Below are 12832 nucleotides of genomic sequence, written 5' to 3' on the forward strand. Positions count from 1 at the left end.
GCCATCGCCGGCAAGCTGGGGCTTCGTCGCGGGAGAATCGATGTCGCGCAGGCACACTCACGTCGGTCACCGGCGCGGCCAGCCGTCCGGCGGGCAACGGAGGGTGGTCGTGATCGACGTCTGCGACCCTGGAGTGGCTTTCGCCGCCGCGCGGGGTGCGGGCGAGGTTGCTCGATCAGCAACGCCCGTTCCCGGACGCATCGTCGATGCTCGGACCGACCCCGACCAAGGTCAACGACCGACGGTGCTGCGGGTCGACCCACACCGAGATGGTGGCACCGGTCACCAGTGCGCGGACGATCGACCGTTCTGCACGCACATCGCACCGGTACGTTCCGGCCCCGGGCACCGTCACTTCCAGTTCCACCCGCCGTGAATCGACGTCGGATTCCAGGACCACCGCCCACCCTTCGACGATGTCGTCCTCTCGGTCCGCCGCCGTGTTGCGGACCGGAGACACCGATGCGGGATGCAGCGGCGTGCGGGCTGCGAACATCATCGCCGCCATCAGCAGCACCGCGAAGCCGGCCACCACGGCAGCGGTGACAGCGGTCGCTGACCCGGGTGAGAGTCGAGGGACGAGGAATGTGAACACCAGGATCAGCGCGAGCACATAGAACCCCATGGCGACCGCGATCGCGTACGACACCCGCCCCGGTACCAGGACAGCGGCACCTGTCGAGCGCAGTCTCCGCGTGCCCGTCACCGTCTGTCCTCTGAGGTCCCGCTGGCGGTGCCCTCTTCGACGCCGTCGGCGATGATTTCGGAGGGGGCCCGCACGTCGGCGGTGCGGCCCGTCAGCCCGACGTGGGCTTCGGTGCGCATGCGTTCGACCATGTGAGGGTAGTGCAGCTCGAACGCCGGCCGCTCGGAGCGGATCCGGGGTATTTCGGTGAAATTGTGGCGGGGCGGTGGGCAGGTGGTGGCCCATTCGAGGGAATTGCCGTAGCCCCAGGGATCGTCGACGGTGGCGACCTCGCCGTATCGGTAGGACTTGAACACGTTCCACACGAACGGCAGCGTGGACAGTCCGAGGATGAACGCTCCGATCGAGGAAATCAGGTTCAAGGTGGTGAATCCGTCGGAGGGCAGGTAGTCGGCGTAGCGGCGCGGCATCCCTTCGTTGCCGAGCCAGTGCTGAACCAGGAACGTCATGTGGAAGCCGACGAACGTCGTCCAGAAGTGCCACTTGCCGAGGCGTTCGTCGAGCATGCGTCCGGTGATCTTGGGAAACCAGAAGTACACCCCGGCGTAGGTGGCGAAGACAATGGTCCCGAACAGCACGTAGTGGAAGTGCGCCACCACGAAGTAGGTGTCGGTGACGTGGAAATCGATCGGGGGGCTGGCCAGCAGCACACCGGTCAGTCCGCCGAACAGGAACGTGATCAGAAACCCGATGCTGAACAGCATCGGGGTTTCCAGGGTGACCTGTCCTCGCCACATGGTGCCGATCCAGTTGAACAACTTCACCCCGGTCGGCACGGCGATGAGGAAGGACATGAACGAAAAGAACGGCAGCAGCACAGCTCCGGTGGCGTACATGTGGTGCGCCCACACCGTGATCGAGAGCGCTGCGATGCCGAGGGTGGCGAAGATCAGGCCCTTGTAGCCGAAGATGGGTTTGCGGCTGAAGACCGGGAAAATTTCGGAGACGATGCCGAAGAACGGGAGCGCGACGATGTAGACCTCGGGATGGCCGAAGAACCAGAACAGGTGCTGCCAGAGCACCGCTCCCCCGGTCGCCGGGTCGAACACGTGACCACCGAAGTGTCGATCGAAAGCCAGCCCGGCCAACGCGGCCGCGAAGGTCGGGAACGCCAGCAGTACCAGCACCGAGGTCACGAGCATGTTCCAGGTGAAGACCGGCATCCGGAACATCGTCATGCCGGGTGCGCGCAGGCACACCACGGTGGTGATGAAGTTGACCGCACCCAAGATCGTGCCCAAGCCGGACAGGATCAGGCCCAGTACCCACAGGTCGGCACCGACGCCGGGGGAATGCAATGCGCTCGTCAGCGGCGTGTAGGCGGTCCATCCGAAGTCCGCGGCACCTCCCGGGGTGATGAACCCGGCGAGCACGATCAGCGACCCGAAGACATACAGCCAGTACGCGAACGCGTTGAGGCGCGGGAACGCTACGTCGGGTGCCCCGATCTGTAGCGGCAGAATGTAATTGGCGAATCCGTACGCGACCGGGACGGCGTAGAGCAACAGCATGATCGTGCCGTGCATGGTGAACAACTGGTTGTACTGCTCGTTGGAGAGGAACTGCAATCCCGGCACCGCGAGTTCGGTACGCATCAGCAGCGCCATCAACCCGCCGATGAGGAACAACCCGAACGAGGTGACCAGATACATCTTCCCGATCGTCTTGTGATCGGTGGTGGTCACCAGCTGGAACAGCGTCGAGCCCTTCGGCTCGTGACGCATCGGATATGGCCTGGCCGCCTCAGGGCGGGGAATCAGTGCGGTCATCGACGATTTCCTCGATCTAGGTGTGGGATGCGCCCGCATTTGCATGCGCAGAAGTGAGCTCTGTGATGCACAACGATGTGCGTTACAGGGCTATGGAGGCCTGGACAGTGACGTAGACGGCCACGACGAGTAACAGGGCTGCGAAGCTACGGGTGAGCGTGGTGGCAGAGACCCTGTCGCTGATGGCTTTTCCTGCGAACGAGCCTGCAATTGCCGCGAGGGTGAACGGTACGACGATCTCCCACGGGATGGCGGCACCCGTGCCGAGGCGTTCGGTGAAGGCCCCCGCGCTGGTGATCGAGATGATCACCAGTGACGTTCCGACCGCGACGGGCATCGAATAGCCCAGTGCCAGAACCAGGGCAGGGACGATGAGGAATCCGCCGCCCACTCCCAGAAACCCGGTGAGGAAGCCGACGACGAGCGCGGAGGCGACCAGCTTGACTACCTGCGAAGTGGTGATCTTCACTTTTGCGGGCTTCGTGGCGACCGCGACGGCGCTCGGGCGCGATCCCGCGGTCTCGGCCGGGTTCGGTGTCGGTAGGTCGGCATCGTGTCCGCGCCGGGTGCGGCGCAGCATCGCACCGGCTGCGACGATCATCAGTGCCGCGAACGCGAGCAGCAAGATCTGCGGGTCGACCGATCGGTTGAGGATCGATCCGCCGAAGGCGGTGACCGAGCCCAGGATTCCGAACACTGCCGCTGCCCGCCACCGGACGTGCCGTGCTCGCGCATGGCTGATGGCCGCGATGATCGAGGTGATTCCGACGATGATCAGCGAGGCGCTCGTTGCCGATTGAGGTTCGACCGCCAGGAGATACACCAGGGCAGGAACAGTCAGTATCGATCCCCCACCACCGAGTGCGCCGAGGGAGAGCCCGATGAGAATCCCTGCGGCAACTGCGATCGCGAGGGTGGCGACCATGTCAGATCACTGCGCCGGGGGTGCCGTCATCACGGACCACAGGTCGGCCGTCTTCGTGCCATGCTTTCATTCCGCCCGACAGATTGTGCGCTGCGCGACCGGCATCGGTGAGGGCCGCGACAGCTGTGCTCGACCGAGCGCCCGAGCGGCACACCACGACCAATTTCTGCTCAGGAGGGTAGGCAGCAGGATCGAGATCGCCGAGGCGTACATGGACGGCGTCCGGGGCGTGGCCGGCTGCCCATTCGTCGTCCTCGCGGACATCGATCAGGATGGCTCCCGATTCGGCGATCAGTGCGTGTGCGGCGGCCGGATCGGCTTCCGGTGGTGCTCCAGTCATGAAGAACGCTCCTTGGATCCGTGGGTGCTTACAGGGCGTGCAGCGGCGTGGCCGGCACGAAGCGATAGCCGTCGCTCGGTGAGAACGTGGCCGAGACGGTGAACCGATCTCCTCGAATCACTGTGTGCCGCAACTCCACCGGCCGGGAATTCATGCAACCCAAGCGGCGGATCGACAGCGCGGCCGTCTGCTCGTCGATGTCGAGCAGTGCTGCGTCCTCGGCGGTCGGGACGATGGCGGTGACGTCTTCGCGGCCACCGGTGAGGCGGATGCCGCAGCGTTTCTCGAGCTCGATGTACAGAGCCGTGTGAGTGAAGTCTGCGTCCAGGAGGTCGTGTGCCAGATCTCCCGGCAACCAGGCATAGTCGAGCGCCAACGGCGTCGTCCCTGCCATACGGATGCGCTCCAGGTAGAGCAGTGGAGCCTTGGGACCTACCTGCAGAGTGGCAGCGACCGCGGGGTCGGTGCGTAGTTCGAGTGCACGCACCACGCTGTGCTGAGCAACACCCGTGGCTTCCACGGCAGCGAAGAGACTGTAGAGCGCACCGAGTGGCTGCTCGATCACCGGCGGACCGGCCAGTCGAGAAGGCCGGCCACGCTCTGCAATCAGGATTCCTTCGTTCCGCAGGTGCCGCAGGGCCTCGCGGGTGGTGTGACGGCTGACGCCGTAGCTCGTCGTCAACGCATGCTCGCCCGGGAACTCGGAGCCGGCGAATTCGTCGTCACCGATTCGGCGGACCAGATCGGCATGCAGTTGCGCCCACAGCGGCATCGCACTCGAGCGGTCGAGCACGGCACTGCGATCGGGTTCAACCATCAGAGGCCCTCCTGTCGATCTGTGTCGGAATCCGAATTCGAGCCGCCGGCTGCTGGCCCCTCGAGGCCACTGTACAACAAATGTACGTACATCCGTACGGACGGGTGTGATGCTCTGTACGCGTCGAAGCGATCTTCACCGAGAACCTCGGGTGCCGCAGCTCCCCCGTCCACGACGGACCATCCGTCGGCGTCGTCGACACGCAACGAAACGACCCTCGCATCGAGAAAGTTCTCGGCGAGCACAAACGAGCTCCTGGTGGAGATCGCGCCGAACCTGGCGAATCCGTCCGCGTAGAGAGCGGCATCCTTCGTTTCTCAGTCGGTCCCGGATCAGGCCAGTCGGTACCGGACCGGGAGTGTCGCCCAGGGGTCTGCTCTACCGCAGGTGGCAACGAGCCGACAGGGCGAGCACAGGACCGCGAACCGGCGGCGGACAGCACGACCGCCCCCGATTCGGGCGTGTTCGATCAGACTGTTTCGAGCTTGCGCTCGGCCCAGGCGGCGTAACTGCCCTCGAGTTCGACAACTCGGTAGCCGGCGCGGCGCAGAGCGCTGGCTGCGACCGCGTTACGGACGCCACTCTGGCAATAGGTCACGATCGGACCGCCCGTGGGCAGTCCGTCGAGGTTCCACAGCAATCGGCCGCCGCTGAGCTGTTCGGAGCCAGGTATGTGGCCGTCGGCGTGTTCGGTTTTGTTGCGCACGTCCAGCACCATTGCCGAGTCGAACGAATCCAGCTCGTCCGCACCGATCGTCTCGGGCGTCGTCACGGGGAGGCCTCGTAGACTTGTGACGTACCCGGTCACCGTATCGATGCCGACCCGCAGCAGGTGATCACGGAGCTCGTCGGCGACAGTGCGGTCCTCGGCGAGCACCACCAGTGGAGTGTCCTCTCGCTCGGGGTCGTAGACCCAGGCACCGAACGAGGCTGCCTTGCCGAGGCCGGGGATGTTGAGCGCTCCGCGGACAGCGCCGGCGTGCACCTCATCGTGGCTGCGGGTGTCGAGGAGGACGACCTCGTCGGAATCGAGAGCGCGTGCCAATTCGGTGGAGTCGTACTCGTGCAGCGGAGAGAGTGGCCCGAGAACGACCGGGCCCTGCTTGTTCTGACGCTTCATCCGGCCGAAGTAGGCGTGTGCATCCGGTTGGCCGTCGAGCATCTCATCGACGAAGCCCTGCTCGTCGTCGCGCTCGACATACCCGGCCCACCAAGCGAAGCGACGTTCGTAGCCGACGCTGGTCGACGGGAGCGCACCGAGAGCTTTTCCGCAGGCACTGCCCGAACCGTGACCCGGAAAGACCTGGATATGATCCGGCTGCGTGACAAATGATCGCTTCAGACTGCGGAAGATCTGTTTGGCACCCTCGAAACGGGTGTCGACACCGTCTGCAGCTTCGTCGAGTAGGTCCGGTCGGCCGAGATCGCCGGCAAAGACGAAGTCGCCCGTCAACATGTATCCCGGAGCATCGGCGAAGGCACCGTCGGTCACCAGGAACGAGAGGTGCTCCGGGGTATGACCGGGCGTGTGAACGGCTTGCACGGTGATGTTGCCCAGAGCCAGCGTGTCGCCATCGTGGAGGCGTTCGGCCTCGAAGCCGTACTGCCAGTCGTCGCCGCCCTCTCCTGAGACGTAGGTGACCGCCCCGGTGGCCTTCGCAAGCTCGCGAGTGCCGGACAGGTAGTCGGCATGGATGTGGGTCTCGGTCACGGCGGTGATGGTCATGCCATGCCGAGCGGCCAGGTCCAGGTACACACCGATGTCGCGGCGGGCGTCGACCACCACTGCCTCCCCCTTGGCCTGGCAGCCGATGAAGTATCCGGCTTGGGCGAGGTCTTCGTCGTAGATGCGTTCGAGAAGCATTCAAATCTCCTTGTCGATCGTGGTGGCGTTCGTAGGGGCGTCAAAATTCATGGTACCCCGTGGGGTATTTTCAGGAGGTCCTGTGCGACGAGGCACGGTCCCGATCTCACAAGGTGGAGGAGGAATGGGCGGCATTCCACTGGGCGACCAAGGGCATCGCAACCGACCGATCCAGCGAGGCGCAACGACTCACAGCGACACCGCAGCGGTTGCCGACCATCACGTCCTCCTCGGCCGTCCGGCACTCGCCGACTCGGTGCGGACGAGGAAATTTGATTCGTCCCGAGTGTGGCGTTTGTCGGAATCGGCGACTAGCCTCATCCATAATGTACGTACATCCGTACGATCAATCAAGGGAGAGGGCGTCCGTACACCTCGGCACGTGTCCTTGCACCACCTGCTCGAACGCCGGAATGACCTTCCAGCACGACTGCTGTGGATGCAGTGCACCTGGCCTCAATGACCACCAATGTCGTGACCACACGGCTCGCGCCCACACCGACGTCGAGCTGAACCACCCCGGCACCAACCGAAATCGAGACAGCTCACCGAGCTCGTGTCTCGAACAGGAGGACCACATGTCCGCGCACACCATCGACCACAAAGTCGCGATCATCGGCGGAGGCAACGCCGGTATTTCGCTCGCGGCACGTCTGCGGCGAGCAGGAATGACCGACATCGGCATCATCGAGCCGGCAGAGACCCACTACTACCAACCTTTGTGGACGCTCGTCGGTGGAGGCCGCGCCCCGGCCGCGGAAAGTGCGCGTAGCGAGGCGTCGGTGATGCCCCAGGGCGTCGGCTGGATCAAGGATCGCGCCGAGGGGGTCGACCCGGATGCCCAGACGGTCAGCACCTCCTCGGGAACTACGATCCATTACGACCACCTGGTGGTGTGCCCCGGCATCCAGCTCGACTGGGACTCCGTGCCCGGTATGGCCGAATCGATCGACACCCCGCAGGTCTCGAGCAACTACCGCTACGATCTCGCACCCAAGACGTGGCAGATGATTCAGAAGATGCGGTCGGGCACCGCAGTGTTCACGATGCCGTCCGGCCCCATCAAATGCGCGGGTGCCCCGCAGAAGATCGCGTACCTCGCGGCCGACTACTGGCGAGAGCAGGGCGTGCTCGACGCCATCCGAGTTGTCCTCGTCCTACCCACACCCGGAATGTTCGGGGTACCGGTGTTCGCCGAGGAGCTCGAACGAGTCGTGGCGCGCTACGGCATCGAGGTGCGCAAGAACAGCGAAGTCACCGCCGTCGACCCGGACGGCCGATCGGTGACGATCACTGATAACAGCGCAGGTACCACCGACGAGCTACCCTACGACCTGCTCCACGTCGTACCGCGCCAATCCGCACCGGACTGGATCAAGGCCAGCCCCATAGCGGACCCCGAGAATCCAGCCGGATACGTCCAGATCGACAAGAACACACTGCGGCACAGTCGATTCGACAACGTCTTCGCCCTCGGTGACGCCGGATCGTCACCGAACTCCAAGACCGGTGCCGCCATCCGCAAGCAAGCACCCGTGGTCGCCGAGAACCTGCAGGCGAGCATCGCCGGCCGTCCACTGACCGCACAGTACGGCGGGTACGCCTCCTGCCCCTTGACCACCTCTCGCAAGACGATGCTTCTGGCCGAGTTCGACTACACCATGCAGCCGGCCCCCTCGATACCGCTGATCGACACCACCCGCGAACGCCGCGACATGTGGTTCCTCAAGAGACGCGGACTGCCGGCGTTGTATTGGAATGCCATTCTCACCGGCCGAGCGTGAACGGTCGACCGCCGCACAGTTACGACCGCGAGGGCGACCTGAGCCACTACCGGTCGGTGTTCGAGGCCATAGAACGCCGCGTGATACCGGAGGTCGTGGTCACCCGGATCACGCCGTATCTGCTCGTTCTGGTGTCGGCGGCCGTGCTCGGAGTGGTGCTTCCGCACACCGGCGGCGCACATGGATACGACGTTCTTCTACGCACCGCACACGCCGACGCGGAATCAGCCGGGGTTTTGGCGACGCTGTTCACCGCATTCAGCGTCACGTTCACCGCTGCGGTGGCCTCGATCGCGCGTCTGGTTCGGCGGTTTCGTTGGGCCGCTCTGGCTTTGGCGGGCAATGGCGTCACCACAGTCTTCGGTGTGCTTGCGATCTGGGCGCGTCAGTCACTGGCACCGACGCAGACGTTCGCAGGCCCATCGACAGGCCTGTATCTGGGTGCGGTGGCCGCGTTGCTCTCCACTGTTCTCTGGGCACGTGTGGTGTTCACCCGCCCGGACGAGCAGCCCGGTCCAGCGCACAGGGGCTGACACGTCGCGGGCCCGATCACCCCACCTCGAACCGGCTACCCTGCCTCGCTCCGATCACCCCCGTGCATCGATGCGGGGGTGATCGGACCGTTGTCAGGCGAGGGCGAGAAAGAGCTTCTCGAGCTCGGCCTCGGTCATCTTCTCCCCTGTTTCCGCTCCGGTGATGCACTCACGGAGTCCGGTGGCGACGATCTTGAAGCCTGCCCGGTCTAGAGCCTTCGATACCGCGGCCAGTTGGGTGACGACGTCCTTGCAGTCCCGGCCGCTCTCGATCATCGAGATCACTCCTGCGAGCTGACCCTGCGCACGCCGCAAACGGTTCAATACCAATGCGATGCTTTCGGTGTCACCGGTCATGTCGTTCAGTCCTTCGTTCGATGAAACTCCAGTTTACCCCTAGGGGTAAGGGTGGTCGTGGTGGCCGAAGCCGGACGGCCTCGGCCACCACTGTGTTGCTCGAGATCGGTGACACTCAGCTGTGCGAGAAGCCGATCTTGGGCAGTACTGCTCGTAGCCACGTGGGTGACCACCATGCGGCGTGGCCCGTCAGGCGCAGGAGAACCGGCAGCAGAACCAAGCGGATGAGAATGGCGTCCAGCAATACGGCGACACCCAGAATGATGCCCATCTCCTTCGGTGGCAGTGGTTCGGCGAGCGCGAACGAGAAGAACACCGCGATCATCACCGCGGCCGCCGCGAAGATAACCCGTCCCGAGTGCGCCATTCCGTCGACCTGAGAACCGTGTGGATCACCGGTGTTCTCGTAGTGTTCCTTGACGCTCGACAGCAGAAACACCGTGTAGTCCATCGCGATTGCGAAGATCATCGCGAAGAAGAACACCGGGCCCCAGCCGTTCAGGAAGCCCTGCGGGGTGAATCCGAGCAGCGACGAGCCGTGACCGTCTTGGAAGATCAGCTTGGCCACACCGAAGGCCGCTCCGGTGGACAGCAGGCTGACCACGGTGCCGAGCAGGGCGATCAGCGGTGCCTGGAGCGCGATCAGCAGCAGCAGGAATCCGAGTACGAGGATCACCGACACCACGATCGGCAGATACTCGTTCAACGCGGTCTGCAGGTCCAGGTTCTCCGCGGGTGCACCGCCGACGATCGCTCCCTCGGGCAGCTCGGCGCGCAAGGCGTCGAGTGTGGTCTCGAGTGCGGGGTCCGACGGGTCCACGTTCGGGATGGCCTGCAGCATGACGAAGTCGGATCCATCCATGGCGGGCATCGGCGGCGTCACCATCGATACGCCGTCGACGCTCGCTGCGATCTGCGCGGTCTGCTCCGCCTCCGATGTGGGGGCGATGATCTGCAGCATGCCTGGTGCACCTTCACCCATCTGTGCCTGCACCAGTTCGTAGCCCTGGCGGACCGGAGCGTCCTCGGGCACAACCGAAATGGACGGCATGGCGACCTTGAGACCGAGTGCCGGAATCGACAGCGCCACCAGAATCAACAGCGAACCGATGGCGAACGGCCACGGATGCTTGTGCAGCAGCTGACCCCAGGACGCGAATTTCGGCGAGCGATGCACCTGTCGCTTCGCGTACGGGAGGGACCCGGCATTGACCTTCGGTCCGAGCTTGCCCAGAACTGCGGGAAGCAGGGTGAGTGTGGCAGCGAGCACGAAGACCACCGCGAGCATGATGCCCACCGCCATCGTGCGCACAGCAGGTGCAGGTACCAGGAGTACGGCAGACAAACTGATCAGCACTGTCAGTCCGGACAGCAGGACGGCTTTGCCTGCCGTGTCCATGGTTTCGGCCACTGCACGCTGCGGGTCGATCCGTCCGGCGTCGATGGTCTTTCGGAGCGCATCCCGGAATCGCACGACGAGGAAGAGCGCGTAGTCGATACCGAGCGCCAGCGCGAACATCATCGCAAAGTTCATGGCCCACACCGAGATCGGCGTGAGTTCGTTCAGCAGAACCAAGCCACCCGCGGATGCGACCAGACCGGCCAGCGTCAACAGCAGGGGCAGACCTGCCGCGACGAGGGATCCGAATGCGAGCACCATGATCGCCAATGTGACCGGCCAGGAGATGATTTCGGCCTTGATCATGGCGTCGTGGTTGGCCTTGTTGAAGTCGCTCCACAGCGCCGATGCTCCGGTCGGGTAGACCTCGATCGAGTCCGTGGAGGCCGCGGTCAACTCGCCTTTGAGATCGTCGACGGCCTTCACCATCTCGTCGGTGGTCCCGTTCGCTCCACCGATGAGGATTCCGGTGTGCCCGTCCGGGCTGATCGACATCCCCGGTTGCGGGGGGATCACCTCGGAAATCCGCGAGTCAGCGGCCAGAATGTCGGTGACCTCGGAAATGACAGCCGCGACAGCAGGATCGGTCACCTGCTCGGTGTCCGAGTGCACGACCACCTGTATCGCGGCAGAAGAGTTGCCGCCGAAGTGCTCCTGTGCGAGTTCGCGAACCTGGACCGACTCCGATCCGTTGGATTGCCAGCCGGCACCGGCGAGAGAGCCGAACACCGACGGGGCAAATGCTCCCAATCCGATGATGACCACGAGCCACGCCGTCACCACCCACTTGAAATTGCCGGCCATGCGCGCACCGAAGCGCGCCAGCGGCCCGCCGGTGATCCCTGGCGGCGAGCTGTCTGCAGAACTCTCGTCGGTTCGAACGTCCGTAGAACTCACATCATGTCCTTACTGGTCGGGAAGATGAAGGAACCCTAGCATGGTACCCCAGGGGGTATGCTGAATGTTGACACCTACCCCCTGGGGTATACATGTGGTGCCGCACCACACTCACAGAATCGAGGACCGAACTCATGTCATGCACCGACACCCTCACCGGCCCCGGCGGACCGAGTATCGAACGCGCAGTCCCCGCACTGGCGGGCACCATGATCCTCGCCAGCCTCGCCGCCGGTTCCCTTCACAACCGCCGCTGGCATGCCCTGACAGCATTCGTCGGTGGCAATCTGCTGCTGTATTCCGCAGTCGGATGGTGCCCGGCCAGCTTGGCAATGCGGCGACTGGGGATGCGCCAGAGCACAATGACCCCGGCCCGGTGAACCGCGACAGGACCCGCCCTACGCCGTGGCAGTGGGTCGGCTACGCCTTCGGTCGTACTCTTCCCTCGACCATGACGGACTGGGTGGCCCACGATCTGACGGGTGATCACGCCGTCGTTCGGCACCTCATTCGCGGCCAGGTTCCGTTTCTTCCCATCTACGCAGTGTTCATGTTCTTTCCGGGTGAGCTGTGGTTGCGTGGTGCCATGGTGCTTCTCGCGGTCCTGCTCTCGGTGTTCTTCACCGCCTCGTACATGGAAGAGAATCGGCAACGCCGCCTCGTGCGGCACATGCTGCCGCGCGATCTGACGAACCCCCGCAAAGCGCAGGAATCGGAACTGGTCAAGAAGCGTTATCTCGCGGCGCACCCCGAGTCCGGAGCCTCACGCACCGCCGCGGCACCCATCGCTCCCGGCCGGGAGCACTGAGCGATGGTCGTCGATCCAATGCACCGTCTCGCCCGGTGGCAGCGATTCTGGGACAAGCAAGCGGCCGGTTACGACAAGCACATGACCTTTCTCGACCGAGTCCTCTTCCGCGACACCAGGTCCTGGATCTGCAGTCGCGCCCGAGGCCAGGTTCTCGAGGTCGCAGTGGGAACTGGACTCAATCTCGAGCACTACCCGGCAGGGACGTCGTTGACCGGAATCGAGCTGAGCCCGGACATGCTCGCGCAGGCCCACACTCGGGCCGCCGGCGTCAGACCCGACGCTCGCCTAGCTCTCGGGGACGCTCACGCTCTCGACTTCCCCGATGCATCCTTCGACACCGTGGTGTGCACGTTCTCGCTCTGCGCCATCCCCTCCACGGACATCGCGCTCGCGGAAATGTCGCGAGTGCTGCGTCCAGGTGGAACGTTGCTCCTCGCCGATCACGTCGCCTCGTCGATCCGGCCGGTTCGATGGATCCAACGCGCCCTGGAACTGGTGAGCATCCCGATCGGTGGCGAGCACTTTCTGCGCCGGCCCTCGCTCGCGATCACCGGTGACGAGAGCTTCTCCATCGAGGACATCGACCGGTTCACTCTCGGTCTCGTCGAGCGTCTTCACGCCCGAAAGGTG

13 protein-coding genes are annotated in these 12832 nt (G+C 64.4%); 5 read left to right on the plus strand and 8 right to left on the minus strand.

Translation table 11 applies throughout. The features are described from left to right. Nucleotides 1-175 precede the first annotated feature (175 nt). The 6 genes from AB0366_RS25290 to AB0366_RS25315 all read right to left on the minus strand — a co-directional run bounded on the left by AB0366_RS25290 (nucleotide 176) and on the right by AB0366_RS25315 (nucleotide 6421). Nucleotides 176-706, minus strand: coding sequence for a hypothetical protein (locus tag AB0366_RS25290; protein ID WP_366246420.1), 531 nt, complete (start codon nucleotides 704-706; stop codon nucleotides 176-178). Next, entirely contained in the window at nucleotides 703-2475 is a 1773-nt protein-coding gene (ctaD, locus tag AB0366_RS25295) for a cytochrome c oxidase subunit I (RefSeq protein WP_366246421.1), read from the minus strand. The genes AB0366_RS25290 and ctaD overlap by 4 nt, the downstream gene beginning before the upstream one ends. An 82-nt stretch (nucleotides 2476-2557) precedes the next feature. Further along, nucleotides 2558-3400 (minus strand): sulfite exporter TauE/SafE family protein, encoded by an 843-nt coding sequence (locus AB0366_RS25300; RefSeq protein ID WP_366246422.1) that lies wholly within the window; start codon nucleotides 3398-3400, stop codon nucleotides 2558-2560. 1 nt (nucleotide 3401) lies between these two features. Next, the gene (locus AB0366_RS25305; RefSeq protein ID WP_042925975.1) at nucleotides 3402-3740 is read right to left on the minus strand and encodes a rhodanese-like domain-containing protein; all 339 of its coding nucleotides are present in this window, start codon (nucleotides 3738-3740) and stop codon (nucleotides 3402-3404) included. Between the two features lie 28 nt (nucleotides 3741-3768). Next, a complete protein-coding gene (locus AB0366_RS25310; RefSeq protein ID WP_366246424.1) occupies nucleotides 3769-4557 on the minus strand; it encodes a GntR family transcriptional regulator in 789 nt (262 codons plus the stop codon). A 469-nt stretch (nucleotides 4558-5026) separates the two neighbouring features. Then, entirely contained in the window at nucleotides 5027-6421 is a 1395-nt protein-coding gene (locus AB0366_RS25315; protein WP_366246425.1) for an MBL fold metallo-hydrolase, read from the minus strand. 578 nt (nucleotides 6422-6999) lie between these two features. Here AB0366_RS25315 and AB0366_RS25320 point away from each other — a divergent pair. Then, the gene (locus AB0366_RS25320; protein ID WP_054186660.1) at nucleotides 7000-8205 is read left to right on the plus strand and encodes an FAD/NAD(P)-binding oxidoreductase; all 1206 of its coding nucleotides are present in this window, start codon (nucleotides 7000-7002) and stop codon (nucleotides 8203-8205) included. After that, nucleotides 8202-8738, plus strand: coding sequence for a hypothetical protein (locus tag AB0366_RS25325; protein WP_042925977.1), 537 nt, complete (start codon nucleotides 8202-8204; stop codon nucleotides 8736-8738). The genes AB0366_RS25320 and AB0366_RS25325 overlap by 4 nt, the downstream gene beginning before the upstream one ends. 93 nt (nucleotides 8739-8831) lie before the next feature. On the opposite strand, the gene AB0366_RS25330 is transcribed toward AB0366_RS25325, so the two are convergent. Beyond that, nucleotides 8832-9095: a metal-sensitive transcriptional regulator gene (locus tag AB0366_RS25330; RefSeq protein WP_042925979.1), complete on the minus strand. Its 264-nt coding sequence runs from the start codon at nucleotides 9093-9095 to the stop codon at nucleotides 8832-8834. A 115-nt stretch (nucleotides 9096-9210) separates the two neighbouring features. After that, on the minus strand, nucleotides 9211-11391 hold the full coding sequence (locus AB0366_RS25335; RefSeq protein WP_366246426.1) for an MMPL family transporter: 2181 nt from the start codon (nucleotides 11389-11391) through the stop codon (nucleotides 9211-9213). Between the two features lie 134 nt (nucleotides 11392-11525). On the opposite strand from AB0366_RS25335, the gene AB0366_RS25340 reads away from it, so the two are divergent. The 3 genes from AB0366_RS25340 to AB0366_RS25350 all read left to right on the plus strand — a co-directional run. Continuing rightward, nucleotides 11526-11771 (plus strand): DUF2892 domain-containing protein, encoded by a 246-nt coding sequence (locus AB0366_RS25340; protein ID WP_042926020.1) that lies wholly within the window; start codon nucleotides 11526-11528, stop codon nucleotides 11769-11771. After that, nucleotides 11768-12199 carry a DUF5313 family protein gene (locus AB0366_RS25345; protein WP_366246427.1) on the plus strand — a complete coding sequence of 144 codons (432 nt, stop codon included), beginning with the start codon at nucleotides 11768-11770 and terminating at the stop codon, nucleotides 12197-12199. The genes AB0366_RS25340 and AB0366_RS25345 overlap by 4 nt, the downstream gene beginning before the upstream one ends. Nucleotides 12200-12202: 3 nt before the next feature. Beyond that, a partial coding sequence (locus tag AB0366_RS25350; protein ID WP_366246428.1) for a class I SAM-dependent methyltransferase occupies nucleotides 12203-12832 on the plus strand: 630 nt, incomplete at its 3' end.

Source organism: Rhodococcus sp. NPDC076796 (assembly GCF_040702765.1).
In the GTDB taxonomy this organism is placed as follows: Bacteria; Actinomycetota; Actinomycetes; order Mycobacteriales; family Mycobacteriaceae; genus Rhodococcoides.